Origin of the sequence: Clostridium ihumii AP5, assembly GCF_000612845.1 — a bacterium.
Taxonomy (GTDB): domain Bacteria; phylum Bacillota; class Clostridia; order Clostridiales; family Clostridiaceae; genus Clostridium_J; species Clostridium_J ihumii.
The window spans coordinates 26,929-46,319 of sequence record NZ_CCAT010000003.1 but is presented as its reverse complement, the minus strand read 5'-3'; the positions used below and the strand labels follow the sequence as shown (position 1 = coordinate 46,319).

General features: G+C 27.0%; 32 protein-coding genes and 1 other RNA gene. 28 read left to right on the top strand and 5 right to left on the bottom strand.

From position 1 onward, the window contains the following. The first annotated feature begins 389 nt into the window (after positions 1-389). From dnaG to rnpB, 9 genes are all read left to right on the top strand, one after another. On the top strand, positions 390-2,153 hold the full coding sequence (gene dnaG, locus BN346_RS00330) for a DNA primase (protein ID WP_034438087.1): 1,764 nt from the start codon (positions 390-392) through the stop codon (positions 2,151-2,153). A 19-nt stretch (positions 2,154-2,172) separates the two neighbouring features. Next, a complete protein-coding gene (gene rpoD / locus BN346_RS00325) occupies positions 2,173-3,237 on the top strand; it encodes an RNA polymerase sigma factor RpoD (RefSeq protein ID WP_034438086.1) in 1,065 nt (354 codons plus the stop codon). Positions 3,238-3,372: 135 nt separating this feature from the next. Beyond that, complete coding sequence (locus tag BN346_RS00320; protein ID WP_051539800.1) at positions 3,373-4,257, top strand: PH domain-containing protein; 885 nt, start codon at positions 3,373-3,375, stop codon at positions 4,255-4,257. A 12-nt stretch (positions 4,258-4,269) separates the two neighbouring features. Next, positions 4,270-4,959: a tRNA (adenine(22)-N(1))-methyltransferase gene (locus BN346_RS00315; RefSeq protein WP_034438085.1), complete on the top strand. Its 690-nt coding sequence runs from the start codon at positions 4,270-4,272 to the stop codon at positions 4,957-4,959. Further along, positions 4,950-5,765, top strand: a complete 816-nt coding sequence (locus BN346_RS00310; protein ID WP_034438084.1) for a Nif3-like dinuclear metal center hexameric protein — start codon at positions 4,950-4,952, stop codon at positions 5,763-5,765. Before BN346_RS00315 ends, BN346_RS00310 begins: the two co-directional genes overlap by 10 nt. A 288-nt stretch (positions 5,766-6,053) precedes the next feature. Next, entirely contained in the window at positions 6,054-6,518 is a 465-nt protein-coding gene (locus BN346_RS00305; RefSeq protein ID WP_034438083.1) for a C-GCAxxG-C-C family protein, read from the top strand. Positions 6,519-6,529: 11 nt separating this feature from the next. Next, a complete protein-coding gene (locus BN346_RS00300) occupies positions 6,530-7,654 on the top strand; it encodes a sodium/glutamate symporter (protein WP_034438082.1) in 1,125 nt (374 codons plus the stop codon). Positions 7,655-7,837: 183 nt separating this feature from the next. Beyond that, on the top strand, positions 7,838-7,972 hold the full coding sequence (locus BN346_RS22160; RefSeq protein WP_278245479.1) for a CPC_1213 family protein: 135 nt from the start codon (positions 7,838-7,840) through the stop codon (positions 7,970-7,972). A 230-nt stretch (positions 7,973-8,202) separates the two neighbouring features. Beyond that, positions 8,203-8,568: RNase P RNA component class A (rnpB, locus tag BN346_RS20305), an RNA gene on the top strand. A 67-nt stretch (positions 8,569-8,635) separates the two neighbouring features. Here the strand turns inward: rnpB and BN346_RS00295 are convergent. From BN346_RS00295 to BN346_RS00280, 4 genes are all read right to left on the bottom strand, one after another. Beyond that, positions 8,636-9,787, bottom strand: a complete 1,152-nt coding sequence (locus BN346_RS00295; protein ID WP_034438081.1) for a tyrosine-type recombinase/integrase — start codon at positions 9,785-9,787, stop codon at positions 8,636-8,638. After that, entirely contained in the window at positions 9,756-9,926 is a 171-nt protein-coding gene (locus tag BN346_RS21410; protein WP_158644423.1) for a hypothetical protein, read from the bottom strand. The genes BN346_RS00295 and BN346_RS21410 overlap by 32 nt, the downstream gene beginning before the upstream one ends. A 194-nt stretch (positions 9,927-10,120) precedes the next feature. After that, a complete protein-coding gene (locus BN346_RS21405; RefSeq protein ID WP_051539798.1) occupies positions 10,121-10,696 on the bottom strand; it encodes a helix-turn-helix domain-containing protein in 576 nt (191 codons plus the stop codon). Positions 10,697-10,790: 94 nt separating this feature from the next. Next, positions 10,791-11,180 (bottom strand): helix-turn-helix domain-containing protein, encoded by a 390-nt coding sequence (locus BN346_RS00280; protein WP_034438079.1) that lies wholly within the window; start codon positions 11,178-11,180, stop codon positions 10,791-10,793. Positions 11,181-11,348: 168 nt separating this feature from the next. Between BN346_RS00280 and BN346_RS00275 the strand changes: the two genes are divergently transcribed. The 4 genes from BN346_RS00275 (at position 11,349) to BN346_RS21395 (ending at position 12,960) form a co-directional block, all read left to right on the top strand. Then, positions 11,349-11,585, top strand: a complete 237-nt coding sequence (locus tag BN346_RS00275) for a helix-turn-helix transcriptional regulator (protein ID WP_034438077.1) — start codon at positions 11,349-11,351, stop codon at positions 11,583-11,585. A gap of 73 nt (positions 11,586-11,658) precedes the next feature. Beyond that, positions 11,659-11,811 carry a hypothetical protein gene (locus BN346_RS21400; RefSeq protein WP_158644422.1) on the top strand — a complete coding sequence of 51 codons (153 nt, stop codon included), beginning with the start codon at positions 11,659-11,661 and terminating at the stop codon, positions 11,809-11,811. Between the two features lie 76 nt (positions 11,812-11,887). Continuing rightward, entirely contained in the window at positions 11,888-12,718 is an 831-nt protein-coding gene (locus tag BN346_RS20290) for an ORF6N domain-containing protein (RefSeq protein ID WP_051539795.1), read from the top strand. 74 nt (positions 12,719-12,792) lie between these two features. Beyond that, positions 12,793-12,960, top strand: coding sequence for a hypothetical protein (locus tag BN346_RS21395; protein WP_158644421.1), 168 nt, complete (start codon positions 12,793-12,795; stop codon positions 12,958-12,960). Here BN346_RS21395 and BN346_RS00265 read toward each other — a convergent pair. Then, positions 12,950-13,216, bottom strand: coding sequence for a hypothetical protein (locus tag BN346_RS00265; protein ID WP_034438075.1), 267 nt, complete (start codon positions 13,214-13,216; stop codon positions 12,950-12,952). The two genes, BN346_RS21395 and BN346_RS00265, sit on opposite strands and share 11 nt — an antisense overlap. 181 nt (positions 13,217-13,397) lie before the next feature. Between BN346_RS00265 and BN346_RS21390 the strand changes: the two genes are divergently transcribed. The 15 genes from BN346_RS21390 to BN346_RS20800 all read left to right on the top strand — a co-directional run bounded on the left by BN346_RS21390 (position 13,398) and on the right by BN346_RS20800 (position 19,370). After that, positions 13,398-13,565, top strand: coding sequence for a hypothetical protein (locus BN346_RS21390; RefSeq protein WP_158644420.1), 168 nt, complete (start codon positions 13,398-13,400; stop codon positions 13,563-13,565). Positions 13,566-13,644: 79 nt separating this feature from the next. Then, the gene (locus BN346_RS00260) at positions 13,645-13,863 is read left to right on the top strand and encodes a helix-turn-helix domain-containing protein (protein WP_034438073.1); all 219 of its coding nucleotides are present in this window, start codon (positions 13,645-13,647) and stop codon (positions 13,861-13,863) included. Further along, entirely contained in the window at positions 13,864-14,073 is a 210-nt protein-coding gene (locus tag BN346_RS00255; RefSeq protein ID WP_034438071.1) for a helix-turn-helix domain-containing protein, read from the top strand. A 27-nt stretch (positions 14,074-14,100) separates the two neighbouring features. Beyond that, on the top strand, positions 14,101-14,289 hold the full coding sequence (locus BN346_RS00250) for a hypothetical protein (protein WP_034438070.1): 189 nt from the start codon (positions 14,101-14,103) through the stop codon (positions 14,287-14,289). A 356-nt stretch (positions 14,290-14,645) separates the two neighbouring features. Beyond that, positions 14,646-15,587: a phage replisome organizer N-terminal domain-containing protein gene (locus tag BN346_RS00245; protein ID WP_034438193.1), complete on the top strand. Its 942-nt coding sequence runs from the start codon at positions 14,646-14,648 to the stop codon at positions 15,585-15,587. Between the two features lies 1 nt (position 15,588). Beyond that, the gene (locus tag BN346_RS20285) at positions 15,589-16,326 is read left to right on the top strand and encodes a hypothetical protein (protein ID WP_051539792.1); all 738 of its coding nucleotides are present in this window, start codon (positions 15,589-15,591) and stop codon (positions 16,324-16,326) included. After that, positions 16,327-16,488 (top strand): hypothetical protein, encoded by a 162-nt coding sequence (locus BN346_RS21385; RefSeq protein WP_158644419.1) that lies wholly within the window; start codon positions 16,327-16,329, stop codon positions 16,486-16,488. Positions 16,489-16,512: 24 nt separating this feature from the next. Then, positions 16,513-16,665 (top strand): DUF6906 family protein, encoded by a 153-nt coding sequence (locus BN346_RS21860; RefSeq protein WP_187372115.1) that lies wholly within the window; start codon positions 16,513-16,515, stop codon positions 16,663-16,665. A gap of 13 nt (positions 16,666-16,678) precedes the next feature. Continuing rightward, a complete protein-coding gene (locus BN346_RS00235; RefSeq protein ID WP_034438069.1) occupies positions 16,679-16,816 on the top strand; it encodes an aspartyl-phosphate phosphatase Spo0E family protein in 138 nt (45 codons plus the stop codon). Continuing rightward, positions 16,797-16,937 carry a hypothetical protein gene (locus BN346_RS21380; RefSeq protein ID WP_158644418.1) on the top strand — a complete coding sequence of 47 codons (141 nt, stop codon included), beginning with the start codon at positions 16,797-16,799 and terminating at the stop codon, positions 16,935-16,937. Before BN346_RS00235 ends, BN346_RS21380 begins: the two co-directional genes overlap by 20 nt. Continuing rightward, positions 16,918-17,094: a hypothetical protein gene (locus tag BN346_RS21375; RefSeq protein WP_158644417.1), complete on the top strand. Its 177-nt coding sequence runs from the start codon at positions 16,918-16,920 to the stop codon at positions 17,092-17,094. Before BN346_RS21380 ends, BN346_RS21375 begins: the two co-directional genes overlap by 20 nt. A 61-nt stretch (positions 17,095-17,155) precedes the next feature. Further along, positions 17,156-17,350 (top strand): hypothetical protein, encoded by a 195-nt coding sequence (locus BN346_RS00230; protein WP_034438068.1) that lies wholly within the window; start codon positions 17,156-17,158, stop codon positions 17,348-17,350. Positions 17,351-17,364: 14 nt separating this feature from the next. Next, positions 17,365-17,568, top strand: a complete 204-nt coding sequence (locus BN346_RS00225; protein ID WP_034438067.1) for a hypothetical protein — start codon at positions 17,365-17,367, stop codon at positions 17,566-17,568. Between the two features lie 36 nt (positions 17,569-17,604). Next, positions 17,605-18,600, top strand: a complete 996-nt coding sequence (gene xerA, locus BN346_RS00220) for a site-specific tyrosine recombinase/integron integrase (RefSeq protein WP_034438066.1) — start codon at positions 17,605-17,607, stop codon at positions 18,598-18,600. Further along, positions 18,600-19,370, top strand: a complete 771-nt coding sequence (locus tag BN346_RS20800) for a phosphoadenosine phosphosulfate reductase domain-containing protein (protein ID WP_034438065.1) — start codon at positions 18,600-18,602, stop codon at positions 19,368-19,370. Before xerA ends, BN346_RS20800 begins: the two co-directional genes overlap by 1 nt. The last annotated feature ends 21 nt before the right edge of the window (positions 19,371-19,391 follow it).

Sequence of the window (19,391 nt, the reverse complement as noted above, 5' to 3'; positions counted from 1 at the left end):
CTGTTATAATCATCTACAAAAAGATCTCAATTTATACAGATTATATGTAAAAATCACAAAATGAAAAGTATTAAATTAAGAAGTTATTGATATATTAAGAGAAGAGTAGCAAATATTGTCTTTTGCTCTTTAATAGTATGTATGTTAATGAATATTAAAAATATTATTTTTATAATATTATAATATGTATTTATAATATTTAAGGGAATAATATAAAATACTTAAATAAATAATATAAAAATTGAATTTTTTGAAGGAAATTTTTAATTTATAAAGAATATATAAAAAGTAAAATATTAATACTGACAAAAAATAAATAAAAAAAGAAGGAATTTTAATTTTTTTGTCGAATTTGAATAAAAGAAATTTAAAAGGTGGGATTTTAACCAGTGATTTCAGAAGAAGTCATCCAAAAAATAAAAGAGGAAGCGGACATTGTAGATATTATATCTGAAAAAATTTCACTAAAAAGAGCAGGAAGAAATTTTTTAGGAAGATGTCCATTTCATAGTGAAAAGACACCGTCTTTTACGGTATCTCCAGATAAACAAATATATAAATGCTTTGGTTGTGGAGAAGCAGGTAATATTTTTAGTTTCGTTATGAAAACTGAAAATTTATCTTTTCCAGAGGCAGTTAAAAGAGTGGGAGAAAAAGTAGGAGTAGAAGTGGAAGAAGAAGGAGGAGTAAATAAAGAAAAAAAACAGCGGTATGAAAGAATGAAGAATATTAATTTAGAGGCTGCCAAGTATTTTTTTTCTTTGTTAAGAAAGAATCCTGTTGCTATAAAATATTTAAAAGATAGAAATATAGAAGAAAGAACTATGAATAAATTTGGTCTTGGATTTGCATTAGATGATTGGCAAAATCTTAGAACGTATTTAAAAAGAAAAAAGTATAGTGATAAAGAAATTGAAGAATTAGGATTAATAATAAAAAGTCCTAAGAATAATTACTATGATAGGTTTAGAAACAGAATAATATTTCCAGTTTTTGATTATAAAGGCACTGTGATTGGATTTGGAGGAAGGGTACTTGATGATTCAAAGCCTAAGTATTTAAATTCGCCAGAAACACCATTATTCTTTAAGGGAACTAATTTATATGGTTTAAATTTTGCACTTAAAGATGACTTTCAAAGAACGATAATAATAGTTGAAGGGTATATGGATTGTATATCATTATATCAAAATGGAATAAAAGGTGTAGTTGCAACACTAGGGACTGCTTTAACAGAAAATCAAGCGAAGATTTTAAAAAAGTTTGCAGATAGAGTTATTATAGCATATGATGCAGATACAGCAGGACAAAATGCTACTTTAAGAGGATTAGAAATTTTAAGAAAAGTAGGTTTGGAAGTTAGAGTTTTAACTGTTCCAAGTGGAAAAGATCCAGATGAATTTATAAAAACATATGGAAAAGATGCCTTTGAGAAGTTAGTTAAAAATGCATTGCCTTTTATAGATTATAGATTAAAAAAGGCAGAAGAAGGAATAAATTTTAGAGATAATGAGATGATAATAAAGTATAAGAATTTAGCACTAAATATATTGAAGGATTTAGGCGAATTTGAAAGAAATATATATATAAAGAAAATTTCAGAAAAACTCAATGTTAAAGATGAAATATTAACTGATGAATTTAATCAAAAAAATGCTCATAAAAGTATTGGAGAAAATTTATTAGATAAATTTCAGCGGGATACTTATATAGAACCTGCAAGTATAAAAGCAGAAAGAATTTTAATAAAACATATATTAGAACATACCAAGTATTTTGATACAGCAAAATCTTTAATAGATGAGCTAGGATTTATATCAAATTCACATAAAAACATTTATGAACTAATAGAGAGGTTTTCTAATTTAAATTATGAAGAAAAAATAAAAAACATTGAAAATAATTGTAAAGATAATGATACAATGAAACAGTTTGTAAACCTAATGGAATATTCAATAGATAATGTAGATTGCAATAATGATAAAATAATACAAGATTGCGCTAAGATTATAAAAAAATATAAGTTAGAGGAGTCAGAAAAAGAAATTATGAATAGAATAAAACATTATGAATCTAAAGGCTTGATGGAAGAGTCATTAAAATACGCTCAAGAATTAATTAATATACAAAAGAACCTAAAAGGATTGCAATAGAACGAAGGGAGGGAACTATATGAAGGATAAGGATAAAGGCTCAAGAATTGCTATAGTAAAAAAACTAATAGAAAAAGGAAAAAAACAAGGTAGTTTAACATACAAGGAAATTGTAGATGAATTAGACGATGTTGATTTAAATCCAGAACAAATTGAAAAAATTTATGAAGTTTTAGAGTCAATGGAAATAGATGTTGTAGGAGATATGCAAGAAGTTGAAGAAGAAGAATTAGACATATCTATTCCAGAAGGAATAACTATAGATGACCCAGTTAGAATGTATCTAAAAGAAATAGGAAAAGTTCCATTATTATCTTCAGAAGAAGAAATAGATTTAGCACAAAAAATTGAAAATGGTGATGCTTATGCTAAGAAAAAATTAGCAGAAGCAAACTTAAGATTGGTTGTAAGTATTGCAAAAAGATATGTTGGAAGAGGAATGTTATTCTTAGATTTAATACAAGAAGGAAATTTAGGATTAATAAAAGCTGTTGAAAAGTTTGATTATAGAAAAGGATATAAATTCTCTACTTATGCTACATGGTGGATAAGACAGGCGATTACAAGAGCTATAGCAGACCAAGCTAGAACAATAAGAATACCAGTTCATATGGTTGAAACTATAAATAAACTTATAAGAGTTTCTAGACAATTATTACAAGAATTGGGAAGAGAACCATTACCGGAAGAAATTGCAAAACAAATGGATATGACTGTAGATAAGGTTAGAGAAATAATGAAAATTGCTCAAGAGCCAGTATCTTTGGAAACACCAATAGGTGAGGAAGAAGATAGTCATTTAGGAGACTTTATACCTGATGATGAAGCACCAGCACCAGCAGAAGCAGCAGCATTTACCATGCTAAAAGAGCAATTAATTAATCAATTACAAACTTTAACTCCAAGAGAAGAGAAAGTTTTAAGATTAAGATTTGGATTAGATGATGGTAGAGCTAGAACATTAGAAGAAGTAGGTAAAGAATTTAATGTTACTAGAGAAAGAATAAGACAAATAGAAGCAAAGGCATTAAGAAAATTAAGACATCCAAGTAGAAGTAAAAAATTAAAAGATTACTTAGATTAATAAAAAGCCAAAAGAGTTTTATCTTTTGGCTTTTTCTATTAAATTTACCGAAGTTTTATTTTATGTTATAATTATATACAAAAATATAGTATATAATTTAATTAAAGATAAGATTTTGTTAAGAGAGGTGATAAAGTGGAATTTGGTTCAAAGCGAAGAAAAGAAATGCTATGGATATTTTTAATGGCATTAATGTGTAATTTGTTTTTGATATTTATTTTAAAGTATATAAATTCATATGTGATTTTGAGTTTATTAAAATTAGTAATAGTATGCTATGATATATATTGGTTTTATTATATAGGTTTATGGTTGACCTTAAAGTATTATATTTATGATAATGAAATAATTATTTCAGGATTTAGTGGATTAAAAAAGATAACAATACCCATAAAAGAAATAGAAGGATATAAAAAAATTAGTGGAAAAATAAAAGGCGTAAAATTATCTGGTTTAGTAACTAATAATTTTGGATTAGGAAGAACTGTTATTAAAAAGATTGGTACTACTAGAATGTTTGTAACGAATAATGAAGATGTTTTATATTTAAAGACAAATGAAATTAATTATGCAATATCGCCAATTAATGTAGAACAATTTGAAAATATACTTCATAACAATAATATAAATGAAATAGACTGGGAAAAGAAATTTAATAAAGTTCATAAATTATATAAAGAATGGAGATTTAGAATTCCTGTAATTTTAACTAGTATAATAATAATAGTATTGATTTTAAATCCGTTAATATTATATTTAACGCAAAGATTGCCATCAATTATGCCTATTTCATATGATGCTAAGCTTAATCCTGTTACAATGGGAACGTCTAAGGAATTTGCATCAGCTCAGATGACTTATGGTGTATTAAACATGGGCTTATTCTTTTGTATGTACTATGCATCTTATTTTTATGCTAAATATGACAAAAAGGTAGCATATAGATACTTATATGTGCCATTAATAATAGCGGGAGCATTCTTATTTATGCAATTTAGAATGTTATTTATATCTATATAGAGGAAGTGCGAAATGAATTTAAGTAATAGATTAGAAAAAATAAGCAATATGATAACTGAAGTAGAAAGTGTTGTAGATGTAGGTACTGATCATGCTTATGTACCTATATATTTAGTTAATAATAATATAATAAAAAGAGCAATAGCATCAGACATAAACAAAGGACCTGTTAAGAAAGCAGAAGATAATGTTAGTAAGTATAATCTACAGTCAAAAATTGAGTGTAGACTTGGAGGCGGACTTACTACAATTAAGCCTTGTGAAGTAGAAGCTGGAATTATAGCTGGTATGGGTGGAAATTTAATAAGAGATATAATAGAAGAAAGAATGAATGTATTCAAAAGCCTTAAGTATTTAATAGTTCAGCCAGTTCAAAATCCAGAAGTATTAAGAGAATATATATATAAGAGTAAAATTGAAATTATAGATGAGGCAGTTATAAAAGAAGATAATAAGTTTTATGAAATTTTAAAGATAAGATATAATGGAAAAGATCAGATAATTGACCCTATATACTATGAAATTAGTAAAATCTTACTTGAAAGAAAAGACTCTACAATGAAGGAGTATTTAGAATTTAAACTTAGAAAATATAATAGTATATGTAGTACATTAACTCAAAACACTGAATCTGCAATTAAAAGAAAAAAAGAGCTAGATAAAAATATAAAGAAAATTGAGGAGTTTTTATTATGTTTTTAAAAGTTGAAGATATTATTAAAATAATGGAAAAATATGCTCCACCAAAATTAAAAGAAGACTATGATAATGTTGGGTTAATGGTTGGGGACAGAAATTCAGAAGTAGGAAAAATATTAGTAACTTTAGATGTAACTTTAGATGTAATAAATGAAGCTAAAGAAAAAGGATGTAATTTTATTCTATCTCATCATCCGATATTATTTAAGAGACCTAAAACTATTACTACAGATACTCTTTTAGGGAAAAAAATAATAGAAATTATAAAAAATGATATAAATGTATATTCAAGTCATACAAATTTGGATTCAGTTAAAAATGGAATAAATGATATGGCTGCTAAAATTTTAGGATATAATGATTTTAAAGTTTTAGATTGTAGCAAGGTTTTAGGATATAATGGTGGAAGTCATGGAATAGGAAGAATAATAAAACTTGAAGAACCAATAACTTTAAAAGAGCTATGTATTAAAGTTAAAAATAATTTTAACACTCCGTTTGTAAGATTTTGTGGAGAAGAAAACAAAGAAATTAAAACTATTTCTATAATTAATGGTAGTGGTGAGGATTATCTTGCATTAAGTAAAATAAAAGGTGCAGACTGTATAATAACAGGTGATACTACATATCATTATGTAAGTGATATAAAAGAAGAAGATGTAGCGCTCATTGACGCAGGTCATTTTGTAACTGAATGGTTACCCATGGTTTCATTTGCAAATGAATTTAAAAACATATTAGAAAGTCAAGGATATAAAAATGAAATTATTATATCAGAAAAAAATTCTGATCCATATAAAGTAATGTAATAAAAAACTACTTAGAATAAATGTTTTGTTCTAAGTAGTTTTTTATTATATAATAATTGGAATTTAAAAAATAAAATTATATAAATTTATTAAAAAATTTTAATATAGGGAATACAAATAGTAGAAAAAATTGTATTTATATATATAGTTGGACATAATAAACTATATTTTATATAATTTACATGAGTGTAACAAAATTTTCACTAAAATATAAATGGAATTATAGATATTTTATTAATATAATTTTAAAAGTGAAAAAATTAATTTTTAGAATGTGGGGGATTTTTTATGAATAAGGATGAGTTAGTTAAAGAAGTCAGAGAAACAGCAGAAGGGTATTTCAAAAGAGGAGAATTTTTTTGTTCAGAGGCAGTAGTAAAAACAATAAATGATTTACTTGGAAAACCATTCTCAGATGATGTTACAAAACTTGCATCGGGATTTCCAATTGGTGTAGGTAAGGCTGGATGTTTGTGTGGAGCTGTTAGTGGAGGTGTTATGTCACTAGGTATGGTTTATGGAAGATGCCATGGAGAAGCTATGCAGGAGGATATGTTTCCTAAAGCACAAGAACTTCATAATCATATAAAGAGTATTTATAAAAGTACTTGTTGTAGGGTTATGACTAAAGATTTTGAATTTGGATCACAAGAGAGAAAAAATCACTGTATAAAAATAACAGGTGAAGTAGCTGCTTATGTAGCAGGAAAATTATATGATGATGGAAAAATTCCATGTAATTCATGTAAATAAAGAGGAAAAATATGAAATTTACAGCAATTCAAACAGTGATTTTATTAATTATATTTTTAATATTAGGATATACAATAAAAAATAAAACATCATGTTTAAAAAAATATTATATACCAGCTCCATTAATAGGAGGACTAATATTTGCTATAATTCTTTTAATAGCTAATAGATTTACAAAAGTAGATGGGGATTTTTCTTTAACACCTATATTTGTAGCAGGCTTTTTTGGAACTATAGGATTAAGAATTAATAAAGATGCATTTAAAAAGGGATTTAAACCACAAATGATATTTTTATTTTTTTCATCTTTGATATTAGTTATTCAAAATATTTTAAGTTTTTCAGTTGGAGCAATATTAAAAAAAAGTCATGTAGAGTCAGCAATATTGGGTTCGCTTGGAATTGGTGGAGACCATACACTTTTAAGTACTATGCCATTTCTAGCAAATGATATAAAAGAAAAAACTGATATGTTGTTAGGGATATCAGTTTTAATGCTTTATATAGGGACTATAGTTGCATGTATACTATATGCTAAATTATCAGAAAAAATAGACTTATCAAAGACTCTTAAAATAAAAGAACCAACTTTTAATCCAATGAGTTTTTTGAAAAATTTAGCTTTGATAGGTATCACTATATTTATAGGCATGTTACCTACAAAATTTGGATTTGGCAAATATATAAATCCAGCAGGTGGAGGATTTTTAGTAGGTTTAGTGTTTAGATTAATTATTGATGAAACAAAAGTTTATGAAATAGAAGTTCCATCAATAAATTTATTAGGAAATTTTTGCTTATCTATGTTGTTAGTATCAAATTATGCTATGTTTAATTTAAAATCTATATTAAGTTTAGATTTTTATAGCTTAATATTAATAATATTAAACACTATTATAATAATATTAATAGCTTATTATGTAGTGTTCAAAGTATATAAAAAGAATGCAATGGCAGCTTATGTTGCAGCAGGATATGTTGGATTTAATTTAGGAATGCCAGCTAGTACAATGTCTACAATTCAAAGCATCACAGAAAAAGATGGTGCAATTCCTATGGTTTTATTTATAGTGCCACCAGTTGGTGCATGGATGGTTACAGTAGTTAACCCATTTATAATGAAACTGTTTTTTTAGAATAAATTTAAAAAAATTGCACAATATAATGTTGTAAGACATAGGACATAAATAAAATTCAATAATGATTGAAAAGTTTAAAGAATATGTCTTAAATATTAAAATTAAAGTCTAAATTTTATTTTTAAGCTTTATCATCTATGTTTTGCATTTTATTAAAAAGAATTAGGAGATGATGTAATTATGGGAAACAAAATGAAAAAGAAAAAAACAAATACGCACAAACATATTAATCATGATCCTAAAACAGAAAGTGCCAAAGCTATTTTTGGTGAACCAAAAGCAAAAGAATATAATCCAACAGACTTTAAAATTTAATATTAATAAAAAAACTTCAAGGATATACTCCTTGAAGTTTTTTTATTTCAAAAATCTAAAATTAGACTAGTTAAATACCTAAATTAAAATTTTGCATATATTAAAAAATAACTTTTAATGAAGAAAAAATTAATAAATATCTTGCTTTAAATAGAAAGAATATTACCAATATAAGAGATTAAGGTGAAAAAATTTGCAATTAACATTGAGATGTGATAATATAAATCTTGCGAGTAAGCCAGACAATCGCTGCTGATTTATCAGGAGAGGAAAGTCCGAGCTTCATAGGGCAGGGTGCTGGGTAACTCCCAGTGGAGGTGACTCTAAGGAAAGTGCAACAGAAATATACCGCCAGAACAAGTTTACTTGTGAGTTTAGATTTATCTAACTGGTAAGGGTGGAAAGGTGAGGTAAGGGCTCACCAGCGTACTGGTGACTTTACGGCTATGTAAACCCCATCTGAAGCAAGATCGAATAGAGAGACATATGGGGCTGCCCGTCCCGTCTCTGGGTGTATCGCTTGAGCTTATTGGAAACAATAGGCCTAGATAGATGATTGTCTAATACAGAACTCGGCTTATAGACTTGCTCGTACCAGTAAAATCAATGGTTTGGGAAGATAGGAAGATAAAACTTCCGACATTCTTCCGACATTGATTTTTTTTATTTGGAATAGGTTAATAAACTAGATATTTTTTCAGTTGCATTTTTTTGCATATCTGTAGTAACATGTGAGTATATATTCAAGGTTGTATTGATGTCAGAATGTCCAAGCCTAACCTGGATAGTTTTGAAATCAATTCCTTGTTGTAAAAGTAGGGTTGCATTTGTGTGTCGCAAATCGTGAAACCTTACTTTTTTTTCTATGCCTAATTTCTTTATAATTCTACTAAATTTTAATGTGTAGTAATTAGGGTGTATATACTTACCATTTTCCCAAGTAAAAATAAAATCAAAAGTTTTACCATTAAAAACATTCTTCTCATAAAATTCACCGTATTCCAATTTGTTTAAAGCTTGAATTTTTCTATAGGCTTTAAATTTTAATAGTAATTCATTTGATGCATAAATAGCTCTATTACTATCTTCTGTTTTAGGAGTTCCAAGCTCAACTGAGTTATTAGTATATATAAGATTATTTTTAATCCTTATAGAATTATTATCAAAATTAATATCATTCCATTCAAGGCCTCCAAGTTCACCTCGTCTTAGTCCAAGTTCTAGTGTTGTAGTTAAAGCTAGTGAAAACATATAATCACCATAATTATTTTTATCAAGTTCATTTAGAATCATATTAAATTCATCTATAGTCAATGTTTCGGCAACAAATTTTTCTCGCTTAGGTCGTTCGACGAATCTACAAATATTATCATTTATTATCTGTAGTTTAACAGCTCTATTAAGAGAACTATTTATAACACCATAAATCCCTTGTACTGTAGTATTGCTTAAACCTTGTTTCTTTGCCTTGTTTAGCAACTTTTCTATATTAAGAGCCTTTATATCTTTAAGCAATAGATTGCCGATATATGGAGCTATATTGTTCTTGTATAGTTGATTGTATCTTTCATATGTATTTAGTTTTCTGTTTTCTTTTATAAATTCTAGCCAATCATGCATATATTCATCATATGTCATTTTTTTAGGTTCTATAAAACCATTATTATATTTATATATTGCATCATTCAAGGCTTCAAGTGCTTCTTTTTTAGTATTTCCACCTGTTCGTTCTATTCTTTTTCTTTTTCCTCCTTCACCTTGAACTTCAAAAGAGTAGTACCACTTATTCCCCTTTTTTCTTACACTTCCTTGCATTATGCTCCACCTCCTTAATATATTCTGTTACAATAGCCGAGCATTTTCCACATGTAAAATCTTCCCTTGTCGGCTCACAGATATCTTTTTTAAAAATAGTTTGTCCATTAATTTTAATAGTTAAAATATTTCTAAGCATAACAACATCCCCTTTAAAAATAAGAAAAATATTATAAAAAGTAAATATATTCCCTTTATTGCCATAATTATTACATATTTTAAAATATTATGTAATTGTCTGTATACAGAACTTTCATACATAAAAATACTTTTAAAAACAAAATTAGACATAAACTAATAAAAAAAGACTAAGTAGTTATTAAAATTTACTACTTAGTCTACAGTACTTTTTACTTTTTCAATAAGTTTATCTACATCAAAACCAACTTCATCTAAACTATCAATTAGTTTTTTTACTTGGGTAGGAGTTAATTCATAAGGATATTTTTTATTTACTTTGATAGCGAATATATCTTCATTTAAACTTGTATTACTGTAAATATTAGTTTGGCATAGCAACCAATCAACTGATACATTTCCTAATTTGGCGATGTTAACAAGCATGTTAACATCAGGAGTTCTATTGTTGTTTTCCCAATTAGATACTGCAACTTTAGTTACATTAAGTTTTCTCCCAAAGTCTTCGCCTGTCAAATTTAAAGACTCTCTAATACTATGAATTCTATCACCAATAGTTTTTATAGAAGCATCAGTACGACCTAGCAAGTAATCAGTGCTACAATTAAAAAAGTTTGCTATTTTAACAATCATATCATTATCAGGATTTCTTTTATCATTTTCCCAATTAGATATAGTTCCTTTATGTACTTTTAAAATTTGTGCTAAGTCTTTTTGTTCTAAATTTTTATTCATTCTTAATTTTTTAAGACGATTTCCTAAAGTATTCATAATTTTCCTCCATGAACATGTGATATTTATTATGAATGTTTTAACGTATGATTCTAGAAGGACTAAGCAGTCAATATTTATTTATATTAACTGCTTAGTCCTTCTTATTGTCTTTGTTTTTAACTTTTTCTATAAGTTTATCTACATCAAAACCAACTTCATTTAGGTTATCGATTAGTTCTTTTACTTCATCAGGAGTTAATTCGTGAGGATAGTCTTTATTTACTTCAATCTCTACTTTATCTCCATTTAAATCACCAGTGTATATTTTAGCATTAGGATTATCAGTTCTGCATAATAGATAATCTATAGAAACATTAAAATAGTCAGCTATCTTTACTAGAGTATCTTTATCAGGGAATCTATCATTACTTTCCCACTTTGCAATTCCCACATTCGTAACACTAAAGACTTTTCCAAGTTGTTCTTGAGTTAATTTTAAATTTAATCTAAGTTTTTTTAGTCTTTTGCCAAAGCTATCCATAATATCTCCTCCTCATACAATTATAACAATATGCTAATTAATTAAAAGAAATTTTAGCATATTGCATAATTTTTTAAAAAAAGTTTAAAATACTTATTGACATTAGCAATTTGCTAAGTTATTATTAATACAATGACATTAGCAAATTGCTAATATGGAGGTGAGAATTTGAATAATAAATTAATTGCTTATAGAAAATTATTAAATATAACTCAATTAGAGATGTCTAAGAAATTAGGTGTAAGTCTTACAACATATAATCATAAAGAAACAGGGAAAAAAGACTTTAATCAAACAGAGATGTTTTATATAACACAAATTTTAAAAGAAAAAGTACCACAAATAACTATGGATGAAATTTTTTTTAAAAAGAATATTAGCAAATTGCTAAGTTGTGAAATTTAAAAAAAGAATTTTAAATATTGCATAGTTAGTTTGTCTATTAAAAAAGAAATTATTAAGTAAAGGAGAGGCAAAATTGGAAAATAAAAAAATGATTATTGATGAAGAAACAATGCAGGTAATAGAAGAACTAAGACCTTTGTTTAGAAAAGCAGCAATACAAAGTACTATAAGCAAAATTAAATGTGGTTTAAAAGAATTGCTAAGTATACTATTTAAAAAAAAGTAGTGGCTAAAAATTTAGAATTTAATTGTAAAAGGTAGCTATTTGTTGCATTACTACTATTTAAGGAGTTGAGAAGAACTTGAGTAACACTTTAACAGTAAATGATCAACAACTAATGATTAAAGAATATGACGGTAAAAGAGTAGTTACTATGTGGGACATTGCTAAAGCACATGGAGTAGATACTAAGAATATAAGGAAAAACTTTAAAAGTAATTCCAAATACTTAATTGAGGGTGAAGATTATTATATTTTAGATAAAACAAATGAATTTGCTCACACTTTGAGTGCAAGCAATGATGTAAGTAGGAAAGCAATATCTGCATCTAAGAATATACCAATATTCACAGAAACAGGCTATTTAATGATGGTTAAACCAATGCAAGATGAACTTTCATGGGAAGTACAAAGGACATTAGTAAAGTCATACTTTAAAGCTAGTGAATGTGTAAAAAAACAAAATATTACTATAGAACCAGTACAAACAACTAATCAATTTCAGAAACTTGAAGATGTTAACAGAACCATAGAGCATATGGATTCTATGCTCAGCAAAATGTCAGTTTCTAATACAGAACGGATGAAAGTAGTAAATTCATTATTAATGTCAGCAGGTATTACAATTCCACAAATTGATGTAAAAGTAAGTCAAGAAAAAAAGGACAAAAGTAGATTTATATCATTAGAGGAGCTAGCAGTTAACATTGGATTTTTTACAGAAAGATTTAAACCTAACATTGAAGGCATAATGTTTTGCTTAAATCATATACAAATGGAATTAAGCGATATGGACATAGCACTAAAAACAAGCTTAAACAACAATGGATACTGGTTTTCAATAAAATTTAATCCAGCATTACAAGAGCAAATAGAAGATTTCTTAAAAACAAAAAAATACTTAATAAACTAATAAATTGGGGGATAGACTGATGGAAGAAAAAATAAAAAAACTTGACTTGTAGTAAAGGTTAGGAGGAACTAATAGTGGATACAAAAATGGATAAAGAAAATTTGTTAATACAAACATTAGGAAAAGAAAAGTTTGAAAGAATTGTTGATGATATATCTAATCTTATAGAAAAAGAAAACTTAAATAAATCACCAACAATTATAAAAGATGTTTTTGAATATGTTTTATATTCTATTTTTTAAATTTGTTTAATGGTACGTAACAATTTTCAATTGATACTTGGAATAAATCTTCATTTCTTTCATTGTGATATTTAAGAAAATGATAATTTATATCCATAACAGATCCAATAGCATCACAAATAGAATGCCACATTGTTTCATCCATAACACAATCACAATGTGGACAATTCATTATTTGATTACGAGATAAATTTCTTTCATAGACATAATAATCATTATCGCAATTAATACAATGAATTTTGGCCTGTACACTCATAAATAGCACACCTTTCAAAACTATTTCAGCTCTGTCAAGCTGATAATTAAATTATAGGTCAAAAAATGCAAAAAATCAAAATATTCAAACGGAAACTTCTCGATGGGTTGGTTAAATCGAATATTAGAAATTATAGCTTATATAAAGGGTTGCAACCTTAATAAAAAATGAGGTGAGGATATTGAAAGTAAATACAATAGAGCAATTTAAAGTTTTAGAATTTTTAAAAAGTAATTTTGAAATGGATTGTATAGAGCTTGAATTGTTAGATAGATATTCTATAAAGGTAACTGATAAAACAGGAGATATTCTTACCTTTAGATATGAAAATGAAAAAATAATTTATTAATTTTTTAAGGAATTTAACTTTAATACTTTAAAATAACTTACTGTGGGGACTAGGGGGAATAAAATTATAGGAGGTCCTAATGGTAGTTTTAAATACAAAAGAAATAAGAAAATCTAAAGGACTTTCAATCTCTAAAGTTAGTTATAAAAGTAAAGTGGCAAGAAGTTATCTTACAGAGCTTGAAAGTGGTAAATATGTTAATCCAGGACTACAAGTAGTTTGTAGACTATGTAAATCACTAAAGACAACACCGAATGATCTTATTAATAAAGACTTATGGAATTGGGAGGAAAACTAAATGGAACAAATACTTTTTACAGTTTCAGAGACTGCAGAACTTTTAAAAATAAATAAAAATGCAGTATATAACTTAATAAAAAATAATGTTTTAACAGCTCTAAAGTTAGGGAGTTTAAAAATAACAAAAACTGAGTTAACAAGATTTTTAGACACTTACGAAGGTAAAGATTTAACGGATTTAAACAATATTAAAGATTTGCAAATATAAGTTATTAATTTATTGAGGAGTATTAATATGGAAAATTTAAAAGTATGTATATCATTAGAAAAAAGAGAAGAAGCAATTGAAAATATACTAGAGTTTATAACAAATGAATTTGGAGGATTTGATATAACTTCAAATTTTGTAATAAAACTTTTAGAAGATACTATACAAAATGTTGAACAAAAGAGTTTAGATCTACCATTAAAATACTTAAAATAGGCTTTTCAGCCTATTAATTTTAAAACATTTTTTAAAATTAGTAAAACACCTTCTCAATATATTATATGCAACAGGATAGTAGAAATTGACTAAAAATCAAAATTTATTTAGGGGGAAAATGAAATGTTTAATTGGGGTAAAAATTTCATTATAGCTTATAGCATCATATTATTGGGGGTTATATCAATAAAAGATTTAAAAAAGAATAAAGAAAAAAGTTGGGATATGGTCCTAACAATCCCAACTTTAATACTCTTGTTAAATCTAATTTAGTTAGGTAACTCGGATAAGTTACCTAACACCAATATTATATCATAAAAAATAAATAAAAAACAAAGGAGGGAATGAAAAAATATATGTCAGACAATCAAGTTTATTATTATTTGAGAATAAAAGAAAATTTTTATGAACGAGAAGAAATTAGGGTTATAGAAAGTTTACCTAATGGTTATAAATATTCAAATATTTTATTAAAAATGTATCTTAAATCTTTAAAAAGAAATGGAAAATTAATGGTTACAGATTATATACCGTATAGTTTACAGACCTTATCAGCAGTATTAGGTCATGATATTGATACTGTTAAAGCTGCAATAGATTTATTTAAGCAATTTAAATTATTAGAAGTTTTAGATAATGGTGCTATATATCTTATGGATATACAAAATTTTATAGGATCTAGTTCTACTGAAGCAGATAGAAAAAGAGCATATCGATTAAAGATTGAAGAAGAAAAACGCAAACTTGAATTGGGACAAAAGTCCGACAAAAGTCCAACGAAACGAATAGAACCTTGTAATAAAGCCAAATCAAAAAATGAAAAGGACAAATGTCCGGACAAAACTCCACCAGAGACAGAGATAGAGACAGAATTAGAGTTAGAGACAGAATTAGAGATAGAGACAACAACTACAGAGGACATTTATTGTGGTAGTAGTTTTGAAATTAATTTTGACAATTTAAAAGATTTCTGTGAAAAATATAATTTTAAAAAAGCAACTACTCAAAATATAAAAAGTATTATTAACGATTTTAAAGGGTGGTGGATTAAAGAAGCAATAGAAATAGCAATGTTTAATAATAATAGAAACTTAGGATATGTTTTTGGTATTTTGCGCAACTGGAGAGAAGAAGGAAGAACAGAAGATAGATTAAAATCAAAAGAATTTAACAATGTCACTGGCAAAAGTAATAAAGTAGATAGTTTTAACAATTTTGAGCAACGGAAATATGACTTTGATGAACTTGAAAAAGATTTATTAGGCTGGAGATTTAATGATGAGGGGATGAAAGAGTAATTTGAAAAGAATTGAGATTGAGGGACAATTAAGTCTATTTGACTTAGATATTAATATACCTAAAGCTGTTACTAAAAATCTTGATAATCCAATATTTAATTTAAAAGAAAGAGAAGTAGTAATTAAGGAAGATGCACTAATTAGTAATGCAGAAGTAGTATCTAAGTTCAAAAATACATGTAATTTAAACAGGATAATTAAGTATTGTGGTGGTGGTTTTGGGGTAGAAACCACAGAAAACAACAAGTATAAAACATTATATATAAATAGATTTGGTAAAGAGGAATTTGTAATAGAAAATAAATGTCCAGTATTACCTATGGACCAAATTCTTCTTACCAATATAGCCATAAACTACAATGAAGAACAGGCAGAGTTGTTAAGTAAAAATAAAGGTAAATTTGAAAGAGTTATTAAGCGAAAAGGTGATGAAAATATAATTCTAAAGAAAAAAGGACAAGCAATAGCAATAAATTCTAAAGGGTGGATTTTAGAATTTGAAAGTGAACCAATATATGAAAAAGATGAAATTTTATTTGAAAATTATGAAAAAGACAAAGCAGTTATAGAAGAACTAAGAGTTGGAGAAAAATGTTTAGTTGATTATGATGGACAAACATATAAAGGAACTGTAAGGTCAAAACATTTTACTTATGATGCATACAGTATTGATTTTGAAAAGCGAGGGAAAATGTGTAATACAACATTTCATATTAGTCAAATAAGAGAGGTGAGTTAATTGGATTGGAGCAACATAGCAAAACAAACTTACAAAGCAATTCAAAAACAAAAAATAAAAAAGGCTCAACTTAAAGACAAAGAGTTTAATGCTTATATGGCAAGAGAAGTATCTAAGTGTATGGACTTACCACGTTATGGTAAAAGAAGAGGACAGCCATAAAATAGGAAAATGGGGGAATAGAAAGTGAAAAACGGTAAAAATCTTACAAGAAAACAAAAATCAATGTTATTAGCAAAAGGATATAACTTTAAGTTGTATTTATGTGTTAAGAATACAAGCACTTTTCAGGAGTTTGTTAATAGAGAAACCCTTGAAATTATAAGAATAGAAAATTAAAGGGGAGATATGTATGGAGGATTTAAGAGAGTCAATGTATAGAGCAATAGAACTTTATGGATTATTAGATTCAAGGACCATATATATCAGTGAACAACTAGACAAGCTGGTAGTTAAGGAGCAAAAAAAGTATGAAAGAAAACCTAATTAGTAAATTAGCAGAAGAAGTAGTCAAAGGCTACTTTGAGAATGGAGACATTATAGAACTTTTACAAGCTGCCAACAGAAAATTAAAAAAAGAAGGTAGTAAAAATGAAATTGAAAGAAGGTGAGAAAAAATTTTCTAGAGGTTGGGAATATCGAGAATTGTATTTTCAATTAGAAGAAGATTTTGAACAATTAAATTTTTTAGGAGGTAAGAATGAAGATTATAAGAGCAATACCTTACAAGAACCTAAAAGAGAAAAAACAAATAATAGGCACATATAAAAAGAAAAATAAACTTAAAATTTATAAAGATTTTGTGTATGTAGAAAGTAAGTGAATATAAATGGAAACACAACAATTTTATAGAATAAATTATTTTTTTAAAGGTGATACTTTAAAACTTAAATATATGGATCACTGTTATAACGAGAAAGATTTAGTTAAAAAAATAAAATGTTTAAAAGCAAAAAATGCATATAACATTACAATTTATAAAGTTAAAGAAATACTAGAGTGCATAGAAACTATAAGCAATTAAAAGGAGCAATAAAAATGTTTGAAGAGTTAGGGCGGAAACTTGACGATTTATTATATGACATAAGAGATATGTTTTGGAAAATGGCTTGGGCTAAGTTTTATATGTATGTGTATATAAAGATAAAAAATGAACCTAAGATGATAGATATAGCATATAAACATAGAATGTTATATAGTTGGCAACGTAAAAAATTAAAGAAATATTTTAGTGAAAATTGAAATAGGAGAGTAGGAAAAAGTAAGGAGGAATAGGGAATGTATTCAAATTGCATAGAAGAAGTAGTTATTAAATTAGTTGGCAAATTATCTTTGGAGTTTAAGGAATACAAAGAACAATTAAAAATACGTGGAATAATAGAAAAAGTATTGTATGAGTATGATATAACTCCAAAGGAAAAAGCACTAGTTGTAAGTGATATAGAAGAAAAGATAGCAATTTATATAGCAAGTAAAAAATTAGATGGATTAAGTTATAAAACACTTAAAGGTTATAAATATAACTTAAGTATATTTGCAAGTTACATGCATAAAACAGTTGCAACAATAAGCACAATTGATTTGCGAATGTATCTTGCACAAAGGTGTAAGGATATGAAGCCAAGTAGTGTAAATACAACAATATCACATCTAAAGTCATTTTTCGGATGGCTGAATGATGAAGAATACATTCCTAAAAATCCAGCTAAAAAACTAAAACAAACTAAACAACCAAAACGATTAAGAAATGCATTATCAGAGGAAGAATTAATAATATTAAAGGCTGCATGTAAAAGCGAGAGGGAAAAGGCATTGATAGAGTTTTTTAGTAGCACTGGATGCAGACTTAGCGAGGTAGTAAACATAAATATTGCTGATATTAATTGGTCAGAGAAAAGTTTAAAAGTTATAGGGAAAGGAGATAAACAAAGAATTGTTTATTTTGATGTAAAAACCAAAATAGCATTAGAAAAATATTTAGAAACAAGAACAGATAACAATGAAGCCTTATTTGTAGTAGGTAAAGGTAATCATAAGAGGTTAGGACAAAGAAGTATTCAAAGAGAAATAAAGAATATTGCTCAAAGAGCAGGAATAGAGAAATCAATCTACCCGCATTTACTTAGGCACACATTTGCTACTAAAAAATTAAACAATGGCATGGCGCTACCAACATTGCAACATATAATGGGACACGAAAGTCCTGCTACAACTCAAATATATGCAGAACTTATGGAAGAAAATATCAAGTATGAATATAGGAGGGTATCTTAATGCAATATATAGCTAGTTTTAGTGGAGGAAAAGATAGTACAGCTATGATACTAAAAGTAATAGAATTAGGATTGCCTTTAGATAGAATAGTGTTTTGTGATACAGGCTTAGAGTTTGGAGAACAAAGAAACATTATAAGAATAGCAGAAAGAAAGTTCAAAGAATTAAAACCTAATGTTGAGTTTAATTGGATAAAACCAGAAAAAACATTTGAGGAGTATTTTTATACAGTAAATAATACAGGCAAAAGAAAAGGGCAAATATGGGGATGGCCTTTTATGATAGGGGCTTGGTGCAATAGTCGGTTAAAACTTAAACCATTAAATAAATACTTTAAACAAGTTGGAGATCATAAGCGATATGTAGGTATAGCGGCAGATGAACCTGAAAGATATAAAAGATTAAAAAGCAATTGTATTGCTCCATTATATTTATTAGGAATGAATGAGTGTAGTTGTCTAAATTATATAAAAGAAAAAGGATTTAGAAATCCAATGTACTGGAAATTTGAAAGGTTAGGATGTTATTTATGTCCGAAGCAAAGCTTAAATAGTTTGAGAAGTTTAAGAAGGCATTATCCCGATTTATGGAATAAAATGCTTAGAATGGACAGAGATAGTCCAGTAACGTTTAAAGCTGATGGAACAACATTAGAGGAATTAGAAAAAAAATTTAAGTATGAGGATATGAATACAGTTACTAATTATTATCCAGTACTAGTTGAACCGAGGCTATTTGCTTCAACTAAACAAATAAGTATATTTGATTAAAATATAAAAATGAAAGCGAGG

What these genes read in the sequence shown, in the direction of transcription:
- rpoD (WP_034438086.1), top strand. Translation starts at nt 2,173, where the DNA reads ATGAAGGATAAGGATAAAGGCTCAAGAATTGCTATAGTAAAAAAACTA.
- BN346_RS00315 (WP_034438085.1), top strand. Translation starts at nt 4,270, where the DNA reads ATGAATTTAAGTAATAGATTAGAAAAAATAAGCAATATGATAACTGAA.
- BN346_RS00310 (WP_034438084.1), top strand. Translation starts at nt 4,950, where the DNA reads ATGTTTTTAAAAGTTGAAGATATTATTAAAATAATGGAAAAATATGCT.
- BN346_RS00305 (WP_034438083.1), top strand. Translation starts at nt 6,054, where the DNA reads ATGAATAAGGATGAGTTAGTTAAAGAAGTCAGAGAAACAGCAGAAGGG.
- BN346_RS00300 (WP_034438082.1), top strand. Translation starts at nt 6,530, where the DNA reads ATGAAATTTACAGCAATTCAAACAGTGATTTTATTAATTATATTTTTA.
- BN346_RS22160 (WP_278245479.1), top strand. Translation starts at nt 7,838, where the DNA reads ATGGGAAACAAAATGAAAAAGAAAAAAACAAATACGCACAAACATATT.
- BN346_RS00295 (WP_034438081.1), bottom strand. Translation starts at nt 9,787, where the DNA reads ATGCAAGGAAGTGTAAGAAAAAAGGGGAATAAGTGGTACTACTCTTTT.
- BN346_RS21410 (WP_158644423.1), bottom strand. Translation starts at nt 9,926, where the DNA reads ATGCTTAGAAATATTTTAACTATTAAAATTAATGGACAAACTATTTTT.
- BN346_RS21405 (WP_051539798.1), bottom strand. Translation starts at nt 10,696, where the DNA reads ATGAATACTTTAGGAAATCGTCTTAAAAAATTAAGAATGAATAAAAAT.
- BN346_RS00280 (WP_034438079.1), bottom strand. Translation starts at nt 11,180, where the DNA reads ATGGATAGCTTTGGCAAAAGACTAAAAAAACTTAGATTAAATTTAAAA.
- BN346_RS00265 (WP_034438075.1), bottom strand. Translation starts at nt 13,216, where the DNA reads ATGAGTGTACAGGCCAAAATTCATTGTATTAATTGCGATAATGATTAT.
- BN346_RS00260 (WP_034438073.1), top strand. Translation starts at nt 13,645, where the DNA reads ATGGTAGTTTTAAATACAAAAGAAATAAGAAAATCTAAAGGACTTTCA.
- BN346_RS00255 (WP_034438071.1), top strand. Translation starts at nt 13,864, where the DNA reads ATGGAACAAATACTTTTTACAGTTTCAGAGACTGCAGAACTTTTAAAA.
- BN346_RS00250 (WP_034438070.1), top strand. Translation starts at nt 14,101, where the DNA reads ATGGAAAATTTAAAAGTATGTATATCATTAGAAAAAAGAGAAGAAGCA.
- BN346_RS00245 (WP_034438193.1), top strand. Translation starts at nt 14,646, where the DNA reads ATGTCAGACAATCAAGTTTATTATTATTTGAGAATAAAAGAAAATTTT.
- BN346_RS00235 (WP_034438069.1), top strand. Translation starts at nt 16,679, where the DNA reads ATGGAGGATTTAAGAGAGTCAATGTATAGAGCAATAGAACTTTATGGA.
- BN346_RS21380 (WP_158644418.1), top strand. Translation starts at nt 16,797, where the DNA reads ATGAAAGAAAACCTAATTAGTAAATTAGCAGAAGAAGTAGTCAAAGGC.
- BN346_RS21375 (WP_158644417.1), top strand. Translation starts at nt 16,918, where the DNA reads ATGAAATTGAAAGAAGGTGAGAAAAAATTTTCTAGAGGTTGGGAATAT.
- BN346_RS00230 (WP_034438068.1), top strand. Translation starts at nt 17,156, where the DNA reads ATGGAAACACAACAATTTTATAGAATAAATTATTTTTTTAAAGGTGAT.
- BN346_RS00225 (WP_034438067.1), top strand. Translation starts at nt 17,365, where the DNA reads ATGTTTGAAGAGTTAGGGCGGAAACTTGACGATTTATTATATGACATA.
- xerA (WP_034438066.1), top strand. Translation starts at nt 17,605, where the DNA reads ATGTATTCAAATTGCATAGAAGAAGTAGTTATTAAATTAGTTGGCAAA.
- BN346_RS20800 (WP_034438065.1), top strand. Translation starts at nt 18,600, where the DNA reads ATGCAATATATAGCTAGTTTTAGTGGAGGAAAAGATAGTACAGCTATG.